The sequence below is a fragment of the Niveispirillum sp. BGYR6 genome (genome assembly GCF_027568365.1).
Classification (GTDB): Bacteria; Pseudomonadota; Alphaproteobacteria; order Azospirillales; family Azospirillaceae; genus Niveispirillum.
Genome location: NZ_JANLNL010000003.1, coordinates 377,706 through 399,977 on the forward strand (window position 1 = coordinate 377,706; position 22,272 = coordinate 399,977).

The 22,272-nt window shown below is 62.6% G+C and carries 26 protein-coding genes; 11 read left to right on the plus strand and 15 right to left on the minus strand.

What is annotated here, in order from left to right:
• The first annotated feature begins 157 nt into the window (after positions 1-157).
• Complete coding sequence (locus PCJ49_RS09935; protein ID WP_089286683.1) at positions 158-442, plus strand: hypothetical protein; 285 nt, start codon at positions 158-160, stop codon at positions 440-442.
• A 105-nt stretch (positions 443-547) separates the two neighbouring features.
• Entirely contained in the window at positions 548-1,030 is a 483-nt protein-coding gene (locus PCJ49_RS09940; protein ID WP_269910786.1) for an MmcB family DNA repair protein, read from the plus strand.
• Positions 1,031-1,072: 42 nt separating this feature from the next.
• On the opposite strand, the gene PCJ49_RS09945 is transcribed toward PCJ49_RS09940, so the two are convergent.
• The 5 genes from PCJ49_RS09945 to PCJ49_RS09965 all read right to left on the minus strand — a co-directional run bounded on the left by PCJ49_RS09945 (position 1,073) and on the right by PCJ49_RS09965 (position 6,175).
• Complete coding sequence (locus PCJ49_RS09945) at positions 1,073-2,485, minus strand: hypothetical protein (protein ID WP_269910787.1); 1,413 nt, start codon at positions 2,483-2,485, stop codon at positions 1,073-1,075.
• Positions 2,466-3,068, minus strand: coding sequence for a BON domain-containing protein (locus PCJ49_RS09950; RefSeq protein ID WP_269910788.1), 603 nt, complete (start codon positions 3,066-3,068; stop codon positions 2,466-2,468). The genes PCJ49_RS09945 and PCJ49_RS09950 overlap by 20 nt, the downstream gene beginning before the upstream one ends.
• A gap of 119 nt (positions 3,069-3,187) precedes the next feature.
• Positions 3,188-4,000, minus strand: a complete 813-nt coding sequence (locus PCJ49_RS09955) for an N-acetylmuramoyl-L-alanine amidase (protein ID WP_269910789.1) — start codon at positions 3,998-4,000, stop codon at positions 3,188-3,190.
• A 147-nt stretch (positions 4,001-4,147) separates the two neighbouring features.
• Positions 4,148-4,963, minus strand: coding sequence for a response regulator (locus tag PCJ49_RS09960; RefSeq protein ID WP_269910790.1), 816 nt, complete (start codon positions 4,961-4,963; stop codon positions 4,148-4,150).
• Between the two features lie 237 nt (positions 4,964-5,200).
• Complete coding sequence (locus tag PCJ49_RS09965; protein ID WP_269910791.1) at positions 5,201-6,175, minus strand: magnesium transporter CorA family protein; 975 nt, start codon at positions 6,173-6,175, stop codon at positions 5,201-5,203.
• A 137-nt stretch (positions 6,176-6,312) separates the two neighbouring features.
• Between PCJ49_RS09965 and PCJ49_RS09970 the strand changes: the two genes are divergently transcribed.
• Positions 6,313-6,882, plus strand: a complete 570-nt coding sequence (locus PCJ49_RS09970; RefSeq protein WP_269910792.1) for a septation protein A — start codon at positions 6,313-6,315, stop codon at positions 6,880-6,882.
• A gap of 138 nt (positions 6,883-7,020) precedes the next feature.
• A complete protein-coding gene (locus tag PCJ49_RS09975) occupies positions 7,021-7,356 on the plus strand; it encodes a hypothetical protein (protein WP_089286689.1) in 336 nt (111 codons plus the stop codon).
• Positions 7,357-7,428: 72 nt separating this feature from the next.
• Here PCJ49_RS09975 and PCJ49_RS09980 read toward each other — a convergent pair whose 3' ends face one another.
• Genes PCJ49_RS09980 through sdhC form a run of 4 tightly spaced genes read right to left on the minus strand, consistent with a single transcriptional unit; the run spans position 7,429 to position 10,851 of the window.
• A complete protein-coding gene (locus PCJ49_RS09980) occupies positions 7,429-8,211 on the minus strand; it encodes a succinate dehydrogenase iron-sulfur subunit (protein WP_089286690.1) in 783 nt (260 codons plus the stop codon).
• A 30-nt stretch (positions 8,212-8,241) separates the two neighbouring features.
• Complete coding sequence (sdhA, locus tag PCJ49_RS09985; protein ID WP_089286691.1) at positions 8,242-10,032, minus strand: succinate dehydrogenase flavoprotein subunit; 1,791 nt, start codon at positions 10,030-10,032, stop codon at positions 8,242-8,244.
• Positions 10,033-10,036: 4 nt separating this feature from the next.
• Positions 10,037-10,432, minus strand: a complete 396-nt coding sequence (sdhD, locus tag PCJ49_RS09990; protein WP_269910793.1) for a succinate dehydrogenase, hydrophobic membrane anchor protein — start codon at positions 10,430-10,432, stop codon at positions 10,037-10,039.
• A 17-nt stretch (positions 10,433-10,449) separates the two neighbouring features.
• The gene (gene sdhC, locus PCJ49_RS09995; protein ID WP_153203472.1) at positions 10,450-10,851 is read right to left on the minus strand and encodes a succinate dehydrogenase, cytochrome b556 subunit; all 402 of its coding nucleotides are present in this window, start codon (positions 10,849-10,851) and stop codon (positions 10,450-10,452) included.
• A 258-nt stretch (positions 10,852-11,109) separates the two neighbouring features.
• Between sdhC and PCJ49_RS10000 the strand changes: the two genes are divergently transcribed.
• On the plus strand, positions 11,110-11,856 hold the full coding sequence (locus tag PCJ49_RS10000; RefSeq protein ID WP_269910794.1) for a GNAT family N-acetyltransferase: 747 nt from the start codon (positions 11,110-11,112) through the stop codon (positions 11,854-11,856).
• Positions 11,857-12,009: 153 nt separating this feature from the next.
• Here the strand turns inward: PCJ49_RS10000 and PCJ49_RS10005 are convergent, their stop codons facing one another.
• Both PCJ49_RS10005 and PCJ49_RS10010 read right to left on the minus strand, forming a co-directional pair.
• The gene (locus PCJ49_RS10005) at positions 12,010-12,876 is read right to left on the minus strand and encodes a CoA ester lyase (RefSeq protein WP_269910795.1); all 867 of its coding nucleotides are present in this window, start codon (positions 12,874-12,876) and stop codon (positions 12,010-12,012) included.
• 106 nt (positions 12,877-12,982) lie between these two features.
• Positions 12,983-14,686: a methyl-accepting chemotaxis protein gene (locus tag PCJ49_RS10010; RefSeq protein WP_269910796.1), complete on the minus strand. Its 1,704-nt coding sequence runs from the start codon at positions 14,684-14,686 to the stop codon at positions 12,983-12,985.
• Between the two features lie 207 nt (positions 14,687-14,893).
• Here PCJ49_RS10010 and pdxY point away from each other — a divergent pair, with 207 nt between their 5' ends.
• From pdxY to PCJ49_RS10025, 3 genes are all read left to right on the plus strand, one after another.
• On the plus strand, positions 14,894-15,757 hold the full coding sequence (pdxY, locus tag PCJ49_RS10015; protein ID WP_269910797.1) for a pyridoxal kinase PdxY: 864 nt from the start codon (positions 14,894-14,896) through the stop codon (positions 15,755-15,757).
• Positions 15,758-15,856: 99 nt separating this feature from the next.
• A complete protein-coding gene (locus tag PCJ49_RS10020) occupies positions 15,857-16,276 on the plus strand; it encodes a hypothetical protein (protein ID WP_089286698.1) in 420 nt (139 codons plus the stop codon).
• Between the two features lie 37 nt (positions 16,277-16,313).
• Positions 16,314-16,835 (plus strand): thioredoxin family protein, encoded by a 522-nt coding sequence (locus tag PCJ49_RS10025; protein ID WP_269910798.1) that lies wholly within the window; start codon positions 16,314-16,316, stop codon positions 16,833-16,835.
• A gap of 70 nt (positions 16,836-16,905) precedes the next feature.
• Here the strand turns inward: PCJ49_RS10025 and PCJ49_RS10030 are convergent, their stop codons facing one another.
• Together PCJ49_RS10030 and PCJ49_RS10035 are read right to left on the minus strand one after the other, a co-directional pair.
• Complete coding sequence (locus tag PCJ49_RS10030; protein WP_089287862.1) at positions 16,906-17,070, minus strand: DUF1328 domain-containing protein; 165 nt, start codon at positions 17,068-17,070, stop codon at positions 16,906-16,908.
• 96 nt (positions 17,071-17,166) lie between these two features.
• Positions 17,167-17,376 (minus strand): hypothetical protein, encoded by a 210-nt coding sequence (locus PCJ49_RS10035; RefSeq protein WP_269910799.1) that lies wholly within the window; start codon positions 17,374-17,376, stop codon positions 17,167-17,169.
• A 200-nt stretch (positions 17,377-17,576) separates the two neighbouring features.
• On the opposite strand from PCJ49_RS10035, the gene PCJ49_RS10040 reads away from it, so the two are divergent.
• Complete coding sequence (locus PCJ49_RS10040; protein WP_269910800.1) at positions 17,577-18,050, plus strand: hypothetical protein; 474 nt, start codon at positions 17,577-17,579, stop codon at positions 18,048-18,050.
• Positions 18,051-18,131: 81 nt separating this feature from the next.
• Here the strand turns inward: PCJ49_RS10040 and PCJ49_RS10045 are convergent, their stop codons facing one another.
• Positions 18,132-19,928 (minus strand): acyl-CoA dehydrogenase, encoded by a 1,797-nt coding sequence (locus tag PCJ49_RS10045; protein WP_269910801.1) that lies wholly within the window; start codon positions 19,926-19,928, stop codon positions 18,132-18,134.
• 302 nt (positions 19,929-20,230) lie between these two features.
• Here PCJ49_RS10045 and PCJ49_RS10050 point away from each other — a divergent pair, with 302 nt between their 5' ends.
• Both PCJ49_RS10050 and mscL read left to right on the plus strand, forming a co-directional pair.
• Positions 20,231-21,178: a hypothetical protein gene (locus tag PCJ49_RS10050; protein WP_269910802.1), complete on the plus strand. Its 948-nt coding sequence runs from the start codon at positions 20,231-20,233 to the stop codon at positions 21,176-21,178.
• A gap of 105 nt (positions 21,179-21,283) precedes the next feature.
• Positions 21,284-21,700: a large conductance mechanosensitive channel protein MscL gene (mscL, locus tag PCJ49_RS10055; protein ID WP_269910803.1), complete on the plus strand. Its 417-nt coding sequence runs from the start codon at positions 21,284-21,286 to the stop codon at positions 21,698-21,700.
• A gap of 87 nt (positions 21,701-21,787) precedes the next feature.
• Here mscL and PCJ49_RS10060 read toward each other — a convergent pair whose 3' ends face one another.
• Positions 21,788-22,177, minus strand: coding sequence for a c-type cytochrome (locus PCJ49_RS10060; protein ID WP_269910804.1), 390 nt, complete (start codon positions 22,175-22,177; stop codon positions 21,788-21,790).
• Positions 22,178-22,272 lie beyond the last annotated feature (95 nt).

Below are 22,272 nucleotides of genomic sequence, written 5' to 3' on the forward strand. Positions count from 1 at the left end.
TTTTGATGCGCAAATATGCAATAGTTAATTGACACTATTTTAACAAGGTCTGCCCCTATATTCGTTTTGCTGACGGCGAAGTCGTTGGCTATTTCGAACCCAGGGACCTTGCATGTATCCCGCAGTGGCTACCGGAGCCCCCAATCCGGCGACAGGCATGGTGGCGGCCGTTCTCTCCACCGATATTCTCGAAAAAAACTTTTCCACGGCTCTACCGCCGCCGCAACAATCCCCGCATTACGGGGCCGATGCGCTGGCGGAACAAATCCTGACTGCTGTGGCCCGCTGCCGGGCCCTGGGTCATCGGGAGCCGCGTGTCAGCCTGACCCGTCCGACGGACGTGGTGGAAGGGGTCCGTTACCGGTTGGAACAGGCGGGCCTGCGGCCCAATGTTCGCCCCTCCAGCATTGTCGGCCAGTCGATCCTCACCGTTCGCGCCTGATCGGGTTTCCCCTGCTGATCCCGGTGGTTCCGCTATTGGGATCAGCAGGGCCCTTGCGTCATGGGTGAAATATGTTCATGGTATGTACCCATGAATGCCACACCCATGAACATCCCGACAGGTGCCGCGGCCCTGGTGACGCCCACATTGCCCCGCCCCGCCTCTGACCCGGCGGCGGCGATTACCCGGGGTGTGCGCCGTTACCTGGCCGATCACGGTATCCAGGGCATGGTGGAATTTTGCCTGGCCAATGGCCGCCGGGCCGATTTGCTGTGCCTGTCGGAGAAGGGGGAGGTCAGTATCGTCGAGGTGAAAAGCAGCCCGACGGACTTCAAGACCGACCAGAAATGGCAGGATTATCTGGAGTTCTGTGATTATTTCTATTTCGCGGTCGCACCGGATTTTCCGCAGGAACTCATCCCGGCTGAATGCGGCTTGATCGTTGCCGATGCCTTCGGGGCAGAAATCGTGCGGCCTGCCGTGGCCCGCCCCGTGCCGGCCGCCCGCCGCAAGGCCTTGACTCTGCGGGTGGCGCTGGCGGCGATGGGTCGTCTGCATCGGGTGGAAGACCCGGCCCGCGCCTTGTGATCCTACATCCCGTCGCGAAACCCGGACGGGATGTCGGCGCTGCTATTCCAGCATCGGGCGGCCAGTTTCGATCTGCACCAGGGCGGCCAGGAAGGGCACGGCCAAGTCGCGCCGCTGCCCGGCCCCGCGTTCCGCCTCGCTCAGCGCGGTCTGGAAACTGCCGCGCCAGCGCTGATCGCTGTACATCAGCTTGTCGGCCCGCGCGCGTTGCACCAACACCACGGGGCTGCGCATATCATTAACCACCTTGTCCAGCCGGGCGGACAACAGATCGGCTTGGCTGCGATCTTTGGCGCGCAGCGCACCGCCGATCAGCTCGACATAGGTTTCCGCCTTCAGGTCCATATCCTGCAACTGGTCGGCATAGGTCAGGGTCAGGGCCTTTTCGCCCCGTGCCTCCAGCTTGCCCAGCACCTGCGGGATCACCCAGGGGCTTTCTTCCTGCACGGTGCGCAACAGGCCCAGGGCCAGATTGGCATCGCCCAGATCGCCGGCGGCCACGGCCAGTTCCGGCGGGCAGCAATTGCCCCGCTTATCCTTGAACCGGCTGAACTGTTCTTCCACCGTGTTGAGGAACAGGGTGCGCGCCCGCGCCTCCAGCCCCACCCGCAGCAGGGATTGGGCGACCAGCCCCAGTTCCCAGGCGCAGCCCTGGGTGCGGGCGAACTCCACCGCCTCTTCCGCCACCTGGGTGGCGGTGCCCATATTGCCCTGCCAGACCAGCGATTCCACAATGTCGGACAGGTTATAGATGCGGGTGGAGCAATCGGCGAAGCCGCGCGTGATCTGCAGGGCGAGGTCGATCTCCCCCGTCAGAGCCAGGGTGCGGCCGACAAACAGATCCTGGCTGATATCGCTGGAGGCACTGCCATTGCGCATGGCCTGGAGAAAGGGGGCCACGATGGGGCGCACCCGTTCCTTGTCGCCAATGTGGTAATTCGCCACCGCAAAGGACAGCCAGTCCCAACGCGGTGTGGCGATGGGATATTCCACCGGCGGAATCAGCCCCTCAATCCGGTGCAGCAGGCAGCGGCTGGATTTCGGATCGCTGCAGACCAGGCTGCGCAGCTTGGTCTTGAACTGGGCATAATCGAAATCACCGATGAACTGGTTGGTGACCAACTGCACCGCCAGCGCGCTTTCCGGCAGGCGGGTGATGATATCGGTCAGCAGCCGATCCGCCTCCAGCAGCAGTTTGGTCTGTTCATCGGCATTATAGGTCTGGTCGGCGCGCTGAATGGCCTGCATCGCCAGCACGAACTGGCGGTTGGCCGCCGCGTTCTGGTCGGCCTGCGCCCGCGCTGCCGGGGCCAGCAGCAGCAGCAGCGACAGCAGGGCCAGCGCCACCAGCCAGAAGGGCGCGCGCACCGCCGACCAGACGGCCAGCATACCGCCCCGGCCCGTCACCGGCCGCAGGGCCGGCAGCGCCCAGCTTTCAGTAAGGCACAACGACATGGCTCACCACCTGGCGGACCCGAGCGATATTACGGGCATAGTCACGCACACGGTCCAACTCCACCTGCGAGCGCGCGCGGCCCATCAGGTGAATGGTCTGATTGATCGTTTCGATCGTGTAATTACCCGATGTGATGTCGCTGTCGGTCAGCAGCTTGGTACGAAGCTGCGCCGTGATCCAGGCATCGGTCGCCTTGTCGGACAGGCTCGACTCGTCACCAATGCCGATCTCGTTGATCACTTCCTTCACGCCATTGACCTGCCAGGCCAGGCGCACCGCCTCCACCCGCTCATCGGCGGTGGCGGCGCGGCCGGTCAGCAGGGCGCGGCCATCGCGTACCGTGACGTCCAGCCGGTCATTCAGGCCGTTGACGGTGGCCCATTGGGCCTCCACCGCATGGGCCAGCACCGGGTCGGCCGGGCCGGTCTTGCCGGAACCGCCACCCGACGCACAGCCGGCCAGCGCCAGTGTCGCCGCCAGACCTGCCAGCGCCAGGGTGCGGGAGAACCGCCGGGAAAGGGAAGGGGCGGTGGTGTTTGCCACCTTTCCGCCCATCTGCGCCATCAGGCGCCCGATCAACATCGTTTCTGCCTCCTGCCGGCCGTTGATAATGTTGCTATCGATCACGGTCGGCATCTTACGGGTGAAATATGGTCATTCGCGGGCTGCAGGCCGGAACATCCGGTCCGGCCATACCCGGTTCAGGCAAAGGGCGAGGCTGTCATCACCCTCGTCAACTCCCGCGCCAGGATGCCGGCGATGCGTTTGCGCGCCGCCGGGTCACGCAGCAATTTTTCATCCTGGGCATTGGACAGAAATCCGGTTTCGATCAGCAGGGATGGCACATCCGGTGCCTTCAGCACGGCGAAATTCGCCGCCCGCATGGGATTATCCAGCAGTTGGATATCCTTGCCGGCACCGGTGACGATGGTTTGTTTGGCGTGAAGTGCGGCCGTGCGCGTATGACGGGCGGCGAGATCGACCAGGATGGCGGCGACATTCTTGTCCAGATCGCCCACATCCACCCCCAGGCCACCGGCAAAATTCTCCTGCTTGGCGATGGCGGCGGCGAAATCATCGCTGGCCTTCTCCGACAGGGTATAGGCGGAAAGCCCCCGCGCCTTGCGGTTGGGGGCGCTGTCGGCATGGATGGACAGGAACAGGTCGGCCCCAGCGCGGCGCCCCAGCTCCATCCGCTCCCGCAGATCGATGTAGGTGTCGTCTTCCCGTGTCAGCTTGACATTGATGCCGCCATTGCGACCGACAAGGCGGGTGACCTCTTTGGCGATGTCCAGCACTACATCCTTTTCGTAGGTGCCATGCACCCCGACGGCACCGGGATCGCGCCCGCCATGACCGGGATCAATCATCAACAGGCGCGGCCCCCGCGGCCGCTTGCCCGGTGCGCGCGTGCCGTCCTGCGGCGACGCCGCACCCGCCCGCACGGTCACGGAGATGAACGGGGCAAGGGCCGGCACAGCCAGGGCAAAACGAAGCAAATCCCGACGATTCATCGATCAGACCATCATCCGGCCCGCGCCTGCGCGGGCCTTCCAGCTGGGCCTATCTTTGGACCCCTCGGAATCGTTGCGCAACAGAAACCTGTTCATCATCCCCTTGTCGGTCCTTTCTGTTGCACCGCCTCAACAGGCGGCAGGCGATCAGGGGGATTTTGCCGCTGCCTTGGTCAGGGCGTCGCTGGGAAATTCACCGCTGGGGGTGAAAACCGCCTGGGTGATGGCGCGTTCGATGTCAATTCGGCTGAATGGCTTGCGGATCACCGGTCCCAGATGGTCCAGCCCCCGCCGACTCAGCTCATCCCCAAACGCGGTGACGAAGATGATGGGCAGGGCGCTTTGGCGTCGCAGAATCTGGGCGGTGGTGATGCCGCTATCCCCACCGGCCAGCCGTAGATCCATCAGGGCCAGCGTCGGTTGCTGTTCTGCCGCCGTGGCCAGGGCCATCTGGGTATTGGCAGCGGTGCCGCAGACAATATGGCCCATGCGCTGCACCGTCTCCTCCAGATCGAAGGCGATGATGGCATCATCTTCCACGATCATGATGCGGGCGGTCAGCGCACTGCCCAGCCCGCTCTGTGCGCGGGTCATGGCCGCTTCCGCACCGGCCATATCCAGGCCCAGCACGCTGCCGGCCTCTGATACGGTCAGTTCTTCCAGGCTGACCAGCAGGAACAGCCGGCGTTCCAGCTCTGGCAGGCCGGCCAGGGCCATTTCCATCGGATGGCGCCCGCCAAGGTCGGCGGGCTGTGGCGCATCGGCATCGCAGAGCCCGTTCAACAGGCCGTAGAGTTTCAGCCGACTGGGTGTTTCCAGGCCAAAAGTGCCGGGATCGGCAAGCGCGATGGGCAGCGCCTCCGCCACCAGATCGTCCCCCCGCACCGCGTCGGCGGTCAGTGCCCTTGCGTAGCGGCGCAGATAGGGCAGGTGATAGAGGAGCTGACGGGAATGCGCGTCCATGGTGACGTCCCAGAAGGGGCCGACAAACCATGCCGGCGATACCGGCGGATGGTCTGGGCTATTTAAAAATCCGGGACATTTTGAGGCTTTACGCAGCGATTTCCATTCCACTTGCGCCATCGCCCGATCGGCCTAGCCAAAGCGGCACAAACCGGACGAATGGAAGCTGTCATACGTCCTCGGTACAGCTGTTCAGTTGGTTGTGAAGCCCCATGCCAGCGTCAGGGGCCCGCGGTCTCACAACCAGCCGCGACTCTTGAAGAAGAGATAGGGGACGATGACGGAGACAACCATCAGCATCAGGGCCAGCGGATAGCCAAAGGGCCAGTCCAGTTCCGGCATATTGTGGAAATTCATGCCATAGATGCTGGCCACCAGGGTCGGCGGCAGGAAGACCACGGCAGCCACCGAGAAAATCTTGACGATATTATTCTGTTCGATGCCCACCACGCCCAGCAGCGCATCCAGCTGAAAGGCGATATTGCTGGACAGGAAAGCTGTATAATCGGCCAGCGATTGGGCATCCTGGCCCAATGTCTTCAGCCGGGCGCGCAATCCCTTGTCGGCGGCGATTTCCTTCACCGTGCCGCCAAAGGCGATGATGCGGGTCAGCGTCACTAGGCTTTCCCGCGCCTTGGCGGTCAGGTCATGGGCGCGGGCGATGCGTTTCAGCAACTGGTGCTGCGTGTCCGATCCCAAGGCACCCTGGTGCCCTTCGATCAGCAGTTCCCGTGCCACGGCATTGACATCCCGCCCCGCGCCTTCCAGCACGTCAGCGATCCGGTCCAGAATGGCATCCAGCAGATAGAGCAGGGTGGACGGGCCGTTTTCCAGCTTCAGCCCCTGGCGGCTGATCTGGTGATGGAAGCCGTAAAACGGCTTGGGATCGTCAAAGCGCAGGGTGATCAGCGTATTGCCGGTCAGCACGAAGGTAATGTCCATCGTCTCCGGCACCGGCGCATCGGCGCGGCAGAGCACGGTGGCGGTCATGAAGGCGCCGCCTTCGTCGCGATAGACCCGGCTGGACAGCTCGATCTCCCGCATTTCCTCCCGCGTCGGCAGTTCCATGCCGAAGGTCTGTTCCACCAGTTGGCGTTCAGCCGGGCCGGGCGCGTTCAGGTCAACCCAGCAGGCATGGCGCAAGATCTCAGTGGATGGCATTCCATCCATTGCTTCATTGCGGCCGTCGATCGTGCGGTAGGCGCGGATCATGCGCTGTCTCCCCCGCTGGGGTCATTGGGATACCCCGCATTTAACCCGCCTGCGCGCCGGGGGAAAGCGAACTTTCTCCGCATCGTGATAAGAGCAGGCTGGCAAGCTGTCGCAGCAGCCTGTAAATGCATGGCCCCATGAACCCGTTGCTTCGCCTTTTGCTGGAAGCCGGGCCGCTGGGCCTGTTCTTCCTGTTCAACGCCAAGGCCGGCCTGATGGTCGGTACTGGCGTTTTCATGGCTGCCATCACGGTGGCGCTGATCGTCAACTGGCTGCTGGAACGCAGGTTGCCAGTGATGCCGCTGGTCGGCTGTGTCTTCGTGCTGGTTTTTGGTGGGCTGACCCTATGGTTGGACAATGATCTGTTCATCAAGATCAAACCCACCGTGGTCAATCTGCTGCTCTCCTGCACCCTGTTCGTCGGCCTGTCCCTGAAGCGCAACCTGTTGAAGGTGGTGCTGGGTGCGGCCCTGGAACTGAAGGAAGAGGGTTGGCGTATCCTGACCATCCGCTGGGCCTGGTTCTTCCTGTTCCTGGCCGTGGCGAATGAGATTGTCTGGCGCAGCTTCGATACCGATACCTGGGTCAATTTCAAGGTATTCGGCATCATGCCGATTTCGATCCTGTTCAGCATGTTGCAGGTGCCGGTGATCATGAAGCATCAGTTGAACCCGCCGGCGGAGGAGAAGGGCGACAAGGCCGGCTGATACAATCCGGTTACCGGGAAGGCCCTGCATTGCGCCATTAGCACAAAAGGTTACGGCGCGGTTACGGCCATTGCTGTCACATTCCGCGCCGTCGCATCTTCCCCTGGTCAGTTTAAACCGGGGGTTCTTATGGTAAGCATGTCGCGCGGCCTTCTGCTGGGGGCGATCGTCATCACGGGGGCGGGGCTGTTGTCAGCCTGCTCCATCAATGTCAATGACGATGGCGTGGAGCCTGGCCGCTACGCCTATCCCCGCACCGCCACCGACCAATGCCGGCGGGAGGTGGAGCGTACCTATGGCGACCGCTATCGCGTCGCCTATGATTTGCCGGAACTCAGCAGCAGCGGCAGCACCCAGATCGTGGTGCAGCGTTTCACCCTGGCACTGCGCAAAGATAATTTCGAACCGCCACAGCGCCGTTCCCTGCGCTGTACGGTGGATGGCGGCGCACTGACCCAGGTGGTACCGGAGTAAGCCTCATCCACATGAAAAAAGGCCGCCGGAGCGATCCGGCGGCCTTTTCTGTCACATCAACCGCTGCCCCGCTTACGCGGCGCGTTCAGCCATCATCTTCTTGATTTCGGCGATGGCCTTGGCCGGGTTCAGACCCTTGGGGCAGGTCTGGGTGCAGTTCATGATCGTATGGCAGCGATAGAGACGGAACGGGTCTTCCAGCGCATCCAGACGTTCACCGGTCATTTCATCGCGGCTGTCGGCGATGAAGCGATAGGCCTGCAGCAGAACCGCCGGGCCCAGGTAACGGTCGCCATTCCACCAATAGCTGGGGCAGGAAGTAGTGCAGCAGAAGCAGAGGATGCATTCATACAGACCATCCAGCTTCTCCCGCTCTTCCGGGCTTTGCAGCCGTTCGCGCGAGGGGGCCGTCGATTGCGTCTGCAGCCAGGGCTTGATGGAAGCGAGCTGGGCATAGTTCTGGTTCAGGTCCGGCACCAGATCCTTCACCACCGGCTGATGCGGCAGCGGGTAGATCTTGACGTCGCCCTTCACATCGCCGATCGCCTTCAGGCAGGCCAGCGTGTTGCGCCCGTCAATATTCATGGCGCAGGAACCGCAGATGCCTTCACGGCAGGAGCGGCGGAAGGTCAGCGTGCTGTCCACATCGTTCTTGATGTGGATCAGCGCGTCCAGGATCATCGGACCGCACTTGTCCAGATCGATCTCATACGTGTCCTCACGCGGGTTCTCGCCCGAGTCCGGATCGTAACGATAGATACGGAACTTGCGCGTGCGCTTGGCATCAGGACCGGCAGAGCGAATCGTCTTGCCGGGCTTGACCTTGGAATTGGCGGGGAGGGAAAATTCAGCCATGGGTCGAAGGCCTTCTCAAACGTCGCGGGATCAGTACACGCGCTTCTTCGGCGGGAACACCTCAACCTCATTGGTCAAAGTGTAGAGGTGCACGGGGCGGTCACCGATGGTCGGCTTGCCCGTCTCATCCACCCAGACGGTCGTGTGCTTCATCCAGTTGACGTCGTCACGCTCGCTGTAATCCTCGCGGGCATGGGCGCCACGGGATTCGGTGCGGTTGGCGCCGGAATTGATGGTGGCGACGGCCTGGTACATCAGATTGTCCAGTTCCAGCGCTTCCACCAGATCGCTGTTCCAGATCAGCGAATTGTCGCTGACAGCCACGTCCGGGCGCTTGGCCCACACGGCCTTCATCTTCTCCACGCCTTCATCCAGCACCTCGCCGGTGCGGAAGACGGCGCAGTTATTCTGCATGATCTTCTGCATTTCCAGGCGCAGATGGGCAACACGGGTGCCGCCCTTGGCATAGCGGGCCTTGTCCAGACGGGACAGCGCCTTGTCGGCATTGTCCTTGGGCAGGGTCTTGTGCGGGGCACCCTTCTCGACGATTTCGTTGGCCTTGATGGCCGCCGCACGGCCAAACACCACCAGATCGAGCAGGGAGTTGGAGCCCAGACGGTTGGCCCCATGCACGGACACGCAGGCAGCCTCACCGATCGCCATCAGGCCCGGTACGATCTGGTCCGGGTTGTCGGCGGTCGGGCGGATCACCTGACCATGATAATTGGTGGGGATGCCGCCCATGTTGTAATGCACGGTCGGCAGCACCGGGATCGGTTCTTTCGTCACGTCCACGCCGGCGAAAATGCGGGCACTTTCGGCGATGCCCGGCAGGCGGGCATGGATGACTTCCGGTGCCAGATGTTCCAGATGCAGGTGGATGTGGTCCTTATGCTCACCCACGCCACGGCCTTCGCGGATTTCGATGGTCATGGAGCGGCTGACCACGTCGCGGCTGGCAAGATCCTTGGCCGAGGGGGCATAGCGCTCCATGAAGCGCTCACCCTCGGAATTGGTCAGATAGCCGCCTTCACCGCGCGCACCCTCGGTGATCAGACAGCCGGAGCCGTAGATGCCGGTCGGGTGGAACTGCACGAATTCCATGTCCTGCAGGGGCAGGCCGGCGCGCAGCACCATGCCGCCGCCGTCACCGGTGCAGGTATGGGCCGACGTGGCGGAGAAATAGGCGCGGCCATAGCCGCCGGTGGCCAGCACGGTCTGGTGGCCACGGAAGCGATGGATGGTGCCATCGTCCAGGTTCCAGGCCAACACGCCACGGCAGGCGCCTTCCTCGTCCATGATCAGGTCGAGGGCGAAATATTCCACAAAGAATTCGGCATTATGGCGCAGGCTCTGCTGATACAGCGTATGCAGCATGGCATGGCCGGTACGGTCAGCCGCCGCACAGGTGCGGTAGGCCTGGCCCTTGCCATATTCGGTGGTCATGCCGCCGAAGGCACGCTGGTAGATCTTGCCTTCCGCCGTGCGGCTGAAGGGAACGCCCTGGTGTTCCAGCTCGATGATGGCGGGGATGGCCTCGCGCACCATATATTCAATGGCGTCCTGGTCGCCCAGCCAGTCCGACCCCTTCACGGTGTCGTACATGTGGTAGCGCCAGTCATCCGGGCCCATATTGCCCAGCGCTGCCGAGATGCCGCCCTGTGCTGCCACCGTGTGGGAGCGGGTCGGGAACACCTTGGTGATACAGGCCGTCTTCAGGCCCTTTTCGGCCATGCCGAAAGTGGCGCGCAGACCGGCGCCACCGGCGCCGACGACGACGACGTCATATTCGTGATCGATGATCTTGTAGGCGGTCGCCATGTTATCAGGCTCCGAAAGCGATCTTGAGGACGGCGAAAGAGGCGAGCAGGAACAAAACCAGCGCCGCTGCCTTGGTCAGGCCGATGGCGACCAGCTTGGTCAGCTTGCCATGGAGATAGTCCTCGAAGACTTCCTGCAAACCGTAGGCGGCATGATGGAATGTCGCACCCAGGAACAGGATGGTCAGGATGACCGGGCAGGGCTTCTTGAAGGTGGCGACCACTTCTTCATAAGAGGCGCCGATCAGGCTCAGGACCAGGATGACGAACAGCACGGTCAGCACAGCCAGACCGGCAGAGGCCACGCGGTAGGCCAGCCAGTGCTGGGCGCCGAGCTTGGCGGAGCCCAGACCGCGCGCGCGGCCGAGGGGGGTGCGGAAGCTATTGGTGGGATTGGCCATATCTCTCTTCCCCCGGATCAGAGCGCGAAGACCAGAACCCAGGTCACGATCGTCGCACCGATGGAGGCGCCGATCACCAGGTTCGCGCTGCTGTAGGATTGTTGCAGGGACAGCATCTTGGCGCTGAAATCCCAGGCCAGATGGCGCAGCCCATTAAAGAAATGGTACCAGAGGGCGGCCGACCAGCCGAACATCAGGATCAACCCGATGGGCGAGGCAATGAAGCCTGCTGCTGTGGCATAGGCTTCCGGCCCGGCGGCCGCAGCAACCAGCCACCAGACCAGCAGCAAGGTGCCGACGCACAGGCCGATGCCAGTGATGCGATGGGTAATGGAGGTCAACGCCGGCAGGGGTAGCCGGTAGACCTGAAGGTGGGGGGACAGCGGTCGTTGCCGCTTTGCCGCAGGCGTATCGGTCATCTCTCAGGCGTCCTTAGGTGCTGAACCGGGATGCATCCGTGCCGCGCCTGCCGGCGACGACACCCGCCGGATCAAAACCGGCAGCGGGAATTGTCACAAGAAATGCTGGGGGTTCAATTACGCCGAAGCCTTGCCTGCGTCAACGCTCCCCACCCCCTATTTTGGTGCGATGCGGTGCAGGTTTGATCAGCTTTATTGTAAGATGATTGCTTAAGTTGCGAATAGTTCGCAAATAGTCTGTCAGGGAAGCCGCTTATTATGGAATTGGATATCGGCCGGATACAATCACTGGAAGATCTTTGCCTTTCCGCCTGGCCGGCGCCGCAGCAGCTGCACCATGCCGGCTGGGTGCTGCGCTTTGCTGCCGGCCATACGGGAAGGGCCAATTCCACCAATGCGGTGGCGCTGCAGCAGGAAATTTCGGGCGATCTTTTCCCCCTGGTGGAACGTGAATATCGCCGCCGTGGGTTGCGGCCAACCTTCCGTGAAACCCCGCTTTGCCCATCCGGTTTTTCAGCCGCTTTGCTGGATGAAGGCTATCTGGCCGATGATGAAAGCCATGTGATGGTAGCGGAAATACCCGCTGGCTGTGTCCCCGATCCCTCCGTTCGCCTACAGAACAATGCTGATGACGCATGGCTGGCAGCCTATCGCAGCATGGTCCCGATCGCGGAGGCGGAGATGCCGGCGCTGCGATCCATTCTGGCCGGCATCGCCGCATCGACCCGCTATCTGACGCTGTGGAGCGATGGGCGGCCGGTGGCCGCCGGTTTGGGGGTGATCGACCGGGGGTGGGTCGGGCTCTACAAGATCGCCACCCATCCGCAGGCGCGTGGCCAGGGCCATGCCGGCCGTTTGATTCGCGCGCTTTATGCTGAGGCGGCGGGGCAGGGGGCCACCAAGGCCTATCTGCAGGTTGGGGTGGGCAACCAGCCGGCGCTGGCGCTGTATCGCCGGCTGGGTTTCACACCGCTGTATAATTATCGCTATTATCGCAAGGGCTGAGGGGTTGTACCGGCGGCATGAAATCATGACCGATGGTCAAGATTTCATGCTCCTCAATCGCCGGCGCCAGCATCCGCTGGCTTGGCTACGCCGCACGTGCGGCGCGGCGGCGGTCGCCGCCGTACCCACGGTCATGATTTATGACCGTGGGTATTAGGCGCGCGCCGCCACCGCGTCGCCCAGGGCGACGGTGCGGCGGGCGGTTTCCACATGCAGGGCTTCCACCAGCTTGCCATCCACCAGGGTGACACCCTTGCCCGCCGCCACCGCCTCGGCATGGGCGGCGATGATGCGGCGGGCGCGGGCCATTTCGTCGGCCGTGGGGGCAAAGGCGCTGTTGGCGGCGGCCAACTGCTTGGGATGGATCAGGGTTTTGCCATCAAAACCCAGTTCGCGGCCCTGGCGGCAGGCGGCGGCAAAGCCGGCCTCATCCTCCAGATCGACATGCACCCCATCCAGCACGCTCAGGCCAAAGGCACGGGCGGCCAGCAGGGTCAGGCCCAGGCCGGTGATCATCGGCAGCCGGTCGGGCGTGTTCAGCGCACCCAGATCCTTGGTCAGGTCAGAGGTGCCCATCACCAGACATTCCAGCCGGGGGCAGGCCCCGGCAATGTCTGCGGCGGCCAGCATGGCACGCGGGGTTTCCATCATCACCCACAGGCGCAGGCTTTCCGGCGCACCGGCAGCCCGCAACACGCGGTCGGCCATGCGCACCCCCTCCGCGCTGTCCACCTTGGGGATCAGCACGGCATCGGCCCCGCTGGTGGCAGCGGCGACCAGATCGGCATGGCCCCAGGGCGTATCCAGCCCGTTGGTGCGGATCACCAGTTCCCGGTATCCATAACCACCGGCGGCAATGGTGGCCACCACCTGGGCGCGGGCCTGTTCCTTGGCGTCGGGGGCGACAGAGTCTTCCAGATCCAGCAGCAGTACGTCCGCCCCCAGGGTCCGGGCCTTTTCCAGCGCGCGGGGATTGGCACCGGGCATATAAAGGGCGGAGCGGCGGGGGCGGGTGGTCATCTTCTCGTGTCCTGAAAAACAGAAGGGGCGGGATGGACCGCAGCCTAGCCAAGCAGGCCGCCGCCGTCCATCCCGCCCCTTCAGGTCAAACCGTGCAGCGGTGGTATCAGGCGCTGCGCACAGAGGCCAGGAAACGGTCAACCTGGGTGGCCAGCGCGCCGGCCCGTTCGGACAGTTGGCCGGAAGCACCGGTCAGCTGGGCAGCGGCTTCCCCGGCCTGCACGGCCCCCTGGCGGACATCGGCCACGGTTTCAGACACGGTGGTCATGCCTTCGGCCGCGTTTTGTGCGCTGCGGGCGATTTCCGCCGTGGCGGCATTCTGCTGCTCAACGGCGGCGGCGATGGACCCGCCGATCTGATCAACCTCCGCGACCGTCAGGCTGATCTCCTTGATGGCGGTGACGGCCTGTTCGGTGGCGGTGCGGATTTCGGCGATGCGCTGGGCGATGTCGCCCGTGGCGCGTTCCGTCTGCCCGGCCAGATTCTTCACCTCCGACGCCACCACGGCAAAACCCTTGCCGGCCTCGCCGGCACGCGCCGCCTCAATGGTGGCATTCAGCGCCAGCAGATTGGTCTGGCTGGCAATTTCGGCGATCAGGTCCAGCACCTCGCCGATCCGCTGGGCCTTTTCTGCCAAGCCATCGACGATGCCGTTGGTCAGCACGGCCTGTTCTGCTGCGCGGCGGGTGCGGGTGCCGCTGTCGCTGATCTGGCGGCTGATTTCGCGGATGGAGGCAGCCAACTGCTCGGCGGCGGTGGCCACCGATTCCACTTCCTCATTGGCAAGGCTGGTGGATTGCTGGGTGACGTCAATGCGCTTCTGATTGGCGATGGCGTTGGAGCGCAGGGCATCGGCGGCCTGCCCGATCTGGGTGGCGGAACTGCCCACAGCAGTCACCACGGCCTGAACGTCGTTTTCAAAACGCTGGGCCAGGGCTTCCATCTCCGCCTTGCGGGCCTTGCGGGCCTGCTCCTCATTTTCCGCCCGTTCGCGGCGCAGCCGGTCGGCCTCTATGGCATTGCGCTTGAACACTTCAACGGCGCCGGTGATCTCCCCCACCTCGTTCTGTGCCGTGGCGACCGGGATCTGTGTCTTCAGATCGCCATTGGCCAGCCGCAGCATGGAGTCGGTCAGGGCGCGCAAAGGCAGAATGGACTGCACGGTCCACCAGGCGAAAGCCCCACCGATCAGCAGACAGATACCGGCAACGATCAGCATCAAGGTGGAGAAGCCGCTGGCCTGACCGCGGGTTTCCGCACCGATCAGTCCACTTTCTTTTTCCTGAAAATCAATGAACTGGTTGATGGTCTTCAACCAATCATTCATCCGTGGCCGGATGTCGGCCAGGATCAGTTCCTGGGCGGCGGCGGTGTCGCCGGCCTGACGCAGGGAAATCACCTTGTTGATCAGGGGCAGGGTCTCGGCTTCGATCTGTTTGATCCGGGCCAGGATGGTGCGTTCTTCCGGCCGGATATCATCCGGATCTTGGGCGAACAGCGTATCCATGTTGCGGGCGGCTTCCGTGTAGAAGCCTTCCAGGCGGCGGATATCCGCCACCACGGTGTCCAGCAGGTCAGGCTTCACCAGCACCACATCGCGCAAGGCGATGGCGCGGTCATGCACGCTGCCGCGGAAATTGATGGCGTAGCGCTGCTTGACGCCGTTCACCTCGTTGATCTGGGTCAGCCCCTCATCAATCAGTGCCACTTTCTGCATACCGATACCGGTCAGCAGGGTCATCAAGGCCAGGACGGTGGCGAAACCGACCAATACTCGCGTTTTGATTTTTGCGTCTTTGATGCTGCGCATGGGGTGGCACTCAGGGGAAGGGTTGGTTGCCGAAAGAACATGTGACGGCATAACACGAAGATAAGACCTTATTGCTTGCGCTTACGTATAAATTTGGAAGTGATTGGGAGCACAGTCGATCCAACATCCCCGCCCCGCGATTTCCGATTGCCGCCGGCCGCCGGTTGGGCGTAGCTGATAGGTGCTGCCACGGCCCCGGATGCCCCGATGAAGACCATTTTGACCATCCAGTCCCATGTCGCCTTTGGCCATGTTGGCAACCGGGCGGCGGTTTTCCCCTTGGAACGGCTGGGCTTTGATGCCATTGCCGTCAATACGGTGCAATTTTCCAACCATACCGGCTATGGCGCCTGGACCGGCATGGTCTTTCCGCCTGAACATATCGCCGATGTGTTGCGGGGTATTGAGACTCGCGGCGCCCTGGATGGGGCGGCGGCGGCCCTGACCGGTTATCTGGGTGATGCGGCGCTGGGCGAGGTGGTGCTGGCGGCGGTCAAGCGGGTGAAGCAGGGTAACCCGGCGGCCATTTATTGCTGCGATCCGGTGATGGGTGATGTGGGTCGGGGCTTCTTCGTCCGTCCCGGCATCCCGGAATTCTTCCGCGATCAGGCGTTGGCCCTGGCCGACATCATCACCCCCAACCAGTTTGAGCTGGAATATCTGACCGGGCTGAAGGTGGGCGATCTGGCCTCAGCCCTTAGCGCCACGCGTGCCGCGCGGGCCTTGGGGCCGCGTTGGGTGATGGTGACCAGCCTGACAAGGCTGGATGCGCCGGATGACCGGATTGAAATGCTGCTGGATGGGCCGACCGGCGCCTACCTGGTCTCCACCCCGCGTTTGGCGCTGGACCCGCTGCCCAATGGCGCGGGGGACTGCGTGGCAGCTCTGTTCCTGGCCAAATTCCTGGAAAGCGGCGGCGATGGCGCTGCCGCCCTGGGCCATGCGGCCTCCGCCATCTATGCCGTGTTCCGGCGTACGATGCAGAGCGGGCAGCGGGAGCTGCAGATCATTGCCGCCCAGGATGAACTTGTCCGCCCGTCGGACTATTTTACCCCGGTACGTATAGACTGAGGGGGCTGGGGCCCCGCGTGTTAATCACGACAGGGCCTTGCCGTGCCCGCGCCGGCCGGTCTATTTCAGGGATCAATCGCGGGACCAGGAGTTTTTTCCATGCCCTTCATCCGTCCTTTGCCGCTTTCCGGCCTTGTTGTGGCGTTGCTGTCGCTCCCCCTTGCCGCCCAGGCCCAGCCGGCGGCGGTGCGCAACAGCCAGCCGCAGGGGGAGTTCGGGTGCGAGGTGCAGCGCGACACGCCCTGTCAGGGGAAGGTGGATTTCGCCAAGGGCAAGAGCTTTGAATTCAAGATTCCCGGGCCGGGCGATGTCGTGTTCCAGAATGATGGCAATAAGCGCTGCACCCTGGAATATTCCATCTCCGAAAGCACGCTGGCGGCCACCGGCCGCCAATTGTCGCTGGGGGCCGGACAGACGGAGACGCTGACCGTGCGGGATGCCGGCGGCATGGTGATCCGTTTCTTCAACCGGGGTCTGGGCTCCAGCACCTGCGATCTGACGGTCAGCCTGAAGGGCTGATGACGCCGCTATATTCTATTCTCCCAACCAGGATGTGATGATGCGTCTTTCCCGCCTTGTTCTGGCTGCCCCGCTGGCCCTGACCCTGCTGTCCACCACACCCGCCCTGGCGCATGACGGCGCCCCTGGCGCGGCCCCCATCTGGTCGCACAGCTTTGATCCCGCGCGCGACCCGGCGGCCGACCTGAAGCAGGCGCTGGCGGCGGCCAAGGCGGAAAACAAGCGGGTGCTGATCGATGTCGGCGGCGACTGGTGCATCTGGTGCAAGCTGCTGGACGCCAAGTTTGAACAGGAGGCCGAGCTGCGCCAGTTGCGCGACGCCAATTTCGTGGTGCTGAAGGTGCATTACGACAAGAAGGTGAACCAGAACGAAGCCTTCCTGTCGCACTATCCCAAGGCGGCGGGATATCCGCACCTTTATGTGCTGGACAGCAATGGCAAGCTGCTGCAGAGCCAGGATACGTCCCTGCTGGAACTGCCCAAGGAGCAGGGCAAGGGCCATGACAGCGCCAAGATCAAGGCATTCCTGACCGAATGGGCGCCCAAGCGCGGTGTATAAAACCAATCTCCCTGGATCGGGCACGATCCAGGGAGATTGATGTTAGCCGCTTTGGTAACGATGTGCCCGGTCAGCGGCGCCGCATGGCGCCCATGATCAGCGACACAATGAAAATCACCAGGAAGACGAAGAAAAGCACCTGGGCAATGCCAGCTGACGCCGAGGCGATACCCCCAAAGCCCAAGACACCCGCGATCAGGGCAACAACGAAGAAAATCAGTGCCCAATACAGCATCTGTCCCTCCCGATAGTGTGAAGCGTGAACGGAGATGTCCGCGCTATCCCATGGGCAACAGAGCCGATACGGGGGTTGTTCCCGAAAAGACCCGGATCAGGATTTACGGGGCCGGCCCACGCGGCCCGGCGTCTTCTTCGCCGGTACCGGGGCGGCGGCCACCGGCTGCATACAACGCGCCAACCCCTGGAAAGCCTGCTGGATGACGCCGGGCAGCGCATCCACCGGTACCGTATGGGTGCGGGCGTAGGAGGTGGCGATCTTGGCAGCCAGGGCATAAAGGGCCGGTGAGGAAACGTCACTCATCGCCATCTCTCCACAATAACAGGTTCCCTTAATGTCAACCGCCTGCCCGGCAATGTCCATCAATCCTGCACGGGGATATTGTGGAAATTCGACCTATGACATTCGTCGGTATAAAAACGGAAAGCGGAACCACTGCATCCGTTGGCGTGTTTTCAGGGTTGTAAAGGCGATGACGCCGGCCATGAAGGAGGATTACCGTCATGAAGACCTGTTACGCCCTGTTGACCGCCGGTCTGTTGGTGGGCAGCAGCCTGGGGGGCACTGCCCTGGCCCAGTCCAGCATGGGGACGGATGGCACCGCCGGGATGACCAGCCCCACCACCGGTGTTGGCCCGGAGGCACCCCCAACACCGCTGCCTTCCACCGATCCTATGGCGACTCCCGCGCCTGATACAGCCGCCACCGGCAACCAGATGTCAGCAGAGGGCATGTCTGCACAGCAGGGTCCGCGCGTGCTGGCGGAGATTGATCCGGACAGCATTTCCGGCAGTGGCCGGCAGAAGAATGCCCAATTGACCACCCAGCTGCTGAACCGGTTCAACACGCTGGGCTTTGCCGAGGTGAAGGAATTCACCCGCGATTCCGGTGTTTACAAGACCGAGGCCAAGACCAGCGAAGGCCAGTGGGTAACGGTGATGATCAATCCCGAAGAAGGAACGATCACACAGCAGTAAGAAAGCGTTGCCCCGTAAAAAAGGCCGCCACCCGCAGGGGTAGGCGGCCTTTTCCTTAACAGGGCCGATCAAACGACCCGATCAGAACTGATCCTCCGCCAGCGCCATCACGCTGCGATGGCCGGCCAGGATCGGCTGCAGCAGGCCGGCGGTGGTGGGCAGGATCTGGTCGGCATAGAAACGGCCGGTGATCATTTTGGCGTCCAGGAAGGCAGCGTCGGCACCCGGTTGCATCAACTGTTCCTGGGCCGCCAGCATCGCCTTGGCGGTCAGGAAGCCGCCGATGGTGACACCGAACAGGCGCAGATAATTGACGGCCCCAGAGGCAACGGCGGTCGGATCGGCCTTGCCGGTTTGCACCACCCAGGCGGTTGCCTGTTCCAGTGCCTGCAGGGCGGCCGACAGGTTGGCGCCCATGGTGGCCAGATCGTCGCCGGCCCCGGCACTGGCGGCCGCCGCAATCTCCTTCATCTCTGCGATCAGTTCCCCGGCCGCTGCCCCGCCATCGCGCAGCACCTTGCGGAAGACCAGATCATTGGCCTGGATGCCGTTGGTGCCTTCATAGATGGGGGCGATGCGGGCGTCACGATAATGCTGGGCCGCCCCCGTCTCTTCAATGAAGCCCATGCCGCCATGAATTTGCACGCCCAGGCTGGTCAGCTCCACGCCCAGATCGGTGGACCAGGCCTTGGTGATCGGCGTCAGCAGGTCGTTCAGGGCGGCTGCCTTGCGACGCGCATCGGCATCATTGTGACGATGGGCATTATCCAGGGCAGCGGCCGTGTAATAGACCAGGGCGCGGGCCGCCTCGATCTGCGATTTCATGCTCAGCAACATCCGGCGCACATCCGGATGCTTGATGATGGCCACCGGGTTGGGATCCTTGCCGGTCAGCGCCCGGCTCTGGATACGGCCCTTGGCATAGTCCAGCGCCTGCTGATAGGCGCGTTCGGCAATGGCGACACCCTGAAGCCCCACGCCCAGACGGGCATTGTTCATCATGGTGAACATATATTCGATACCGCGATTTTCCTCGCCCACCAGATAGCCGATGGCCCCGCCATGATCGCCATAGGCCATGACGGCGGTGGGGCTGGCATGGATGCCCATCTTATGTTCCAGCCCGGCGCAGCGCAGATCATTGCGGGCACCCAGCGAGCCATCTTCATTCACCAGGAATTTCGGCACCACAAACAGGCTGATGCCCTTGATCCCCGCCGGGGCGGTGGGGGTGCGGGCCAGCACCAGATGCACGATATTGTCGGTGAAATCATGCTCACCATAGGTGATGAAAATCTTCTGGCCGGTGATCAGCCAGGTGCCATTTTCGCCCGGCACGGCCTTGGTGCGCACGGCACCGACATCGGAACCGGCCTGCGGTTCCGTCAGGTTCATGGTGCCGGCCCATTCACCGCTGATCAGCTTTTCCAGATAGGTTTGCTTCTGCTGCGCCGAGCCATGGGCCTGCAGCAGCTCCACCGCCCCCTGATTCAGCATGGGGCAGAGGGCAAAGGACATGTTGGCCGAGGTCCACATTTCCTGGATCGGCAGGGCCAGCGTCCAGGGCAGGCCCTGGCCGCCAAATTCCGGGTCGAACGGCACGGCGTTCCAGCCACCGTCGACATATTTCCAGTAAGCATCCTTGAAGCCGGTGGCGGTGCGCACCGAGCCATTTTCCAGCGTCGCCCCTTCCTGGTCACCCACCCAGTTCAGGGGCGCCAATACATCGCGCGCCAGCTTGCCCGCCTCCTCCAGCACGGTATCGGCAAGATCAGGCGTCACCTCTTCGAAACCGGGCAGGCTGGCCACCTGGGGCAGGCCGACAACATGGTTGAGGGTGAAACGCATATCCCGGATCGGGGCGTTGTAAGCGGTCATCAGGCCTGTTCCTTCCCAGCGCATTGGCATTGGCGGCGGTTCCAGCGTCCGTCCGCCGCCACAACATGGCGCGATCTTCCCAACCCGGCAAGCCTTGCCGTGCGGAAATCAATGAGGCATCTGATTATGGGCCTATGTTTTTCGGTAAAACAGGCTAAAATTCTTATAAAAATGGGACGGATTGCCCGTTTTGTGAAGGGGTTGCGGACTTACGCAACGGAATGATGTGACTAAAAGTCTATCGCTATGTTTGGCACGCTGATTGCTTAAGAAGGGGCAGACCTATTTTTGGGAGATTGGCCGTGACCGCCTTCTTCAATGCCCTGAACCGCAGCAACGCCACCGAATCTCTCGGTGCGACGCGTAACGCCCCGGCCCAGGTGATCAAGGCGGTGCAGCAGGCCAGCAGCGCCACGGGCGTGGATTTCTCCTACCTGATGGACAAGGCCAATGTGGAGAGCGGATACCGAACCGACGTGAAGGCCAAGACCAGCAGCGCCACCGGCCTGTTCCAGTTCACCGAGGGCACCTGGCTTAACATGGTGCAGCAGCATGGCGCCGAACATGGTTTGGGCAAATATGCCAACCAGATCACCACCGGGGCCAATGGCAAGCCACAGGTCTCCGACCCGGCCATGCGCAAGGAAATCCTGAATCTGCGCAAGGATCCGCGCTATTCCGCCCTGCTGGCGGCCGAACTGGCCAGCGACAACAAGGATCATCTGGAAGGGAAGCTGGGTCGCCCCGTCGGCAACACGGAGATGTACATGGCGCATTTCCTGGGCGCCGGCGGGGCCACCAAATTCCTGAAGGCGATGGAGAAGAACCCCAACCAGATCGCTGCCAACCTGCTGCCGGATGCCGCCAAGGCCAATCTCAATGTCTTCTATGATGGCACCCGGCCGCTGACCGTCGGCCAGATTTTCGATCGCTTCTCCGCCAAGTTCGATGATGCCCCGGCACAATTTGCCGACAGTTCCAACCTGGGCACCCAGCAGGCGACGGACGAAACTGCCCAGCCCTGGCTGACCGGCTATCGTTCTGGCGCATCGGGGCGTGAACCGATCTCCACCTTCACCATCATGATGCTGGATAGCCTGGCCCCGCCCAGCGCTGATGAGGAGGAGAAGAAGCGCGCCACCGGCGGTGGCACCCGGGGTGAGAAGCAGGAAAAGGAACAGGGCCCGACCGGTGCTGCTTCCGGCCAGAGCGCCACCCCATCCGTGATCCCGGGCATGTTGGCAGCTTAAAGTTTTATATCCTTGTACAGGCTGGTAAATTCCCCCGCGATACAGCAATCTCGGCCGACCGGGACGGCGCCATAGCGCCGTCATTTGTGATTCGGGGGAGCCCTCATGCTTGAGGAATTCAAGAAATTCATCAGCCGCGGCAACGTTATCGACCTGGCGGTCGGTATCATTGTCGGGTCTGCCTTTACCGCTATTGTCACCTCACTGGTGAATGATGTGCTGATGCCGCCACTCGGCTATGTGATGGGCGGGATCGACTTTTCCGACTATTTCATCAGCTTGTCGGGGGGTGACTATGCTTCGCTGGCCGCTGCCAAGGACGCCGGGGCTGCGACCATCAATTATGGTCTGTTCATCAATGCAGTGATCAAGTTCTTCATTGTTGCTTGGGCTGTGTTCATCCTGGTCAAACAGGTGAACCGCCTGCACAGGAAGGATGCCGCCACCCCGGTGGCCCCCACCAAGGACCAACTGCTGCTGACGGAAATCCGCGATCTGCTGAAACAGGATCGCCAGCCCTGATAATGACACTCTCCCTGAAGCTTGGTCTTCAGGGAGAGTGGAATAAGCGCTGACGGCGCCCGGATCGACCGGGCGCCGTCCCTCAATTCACAAGGTTTTCAGATAGGCGATCAGATCGGCCCGGTCCTTGGGCTCCGGCGTTTTCAGCACCATGCTGGTGCCCTTCATCGTGTGGGGCGGGTCGTAAAGATAGTTATCCAGCGTATAGGCATCCCAGACCAGGGCGCTCTGCCGCATGGTTTTGGAGTAGCGGAAGCCCTTTTGGGTGCCGGCAGTACGGCCGAAAATGCCCTGCAGATGCGGTCCCTTCTTTGTCGCCCCCGCTGGCTCCAGGGCGTGGCAGCTGGCGCAGCGGGCCTCGAAGGTTTGTTTGCCGGCCTCGGCATTGCCGATGATCGGCTGGGCTGGTGCCGTGCTGGGAAGAACCAGCGCGCCCAATACCATGCCAGACAGGATCAGCCTGCTCTTTATCATCATTGTCCCCTGTGACCACCGGAGCTCAAACCCCGGTCCTTGTTGGAAGCCCTGGTGACAATGATGGGGCGCTGCCGGGCGGGCATTCCAGCGCCCGA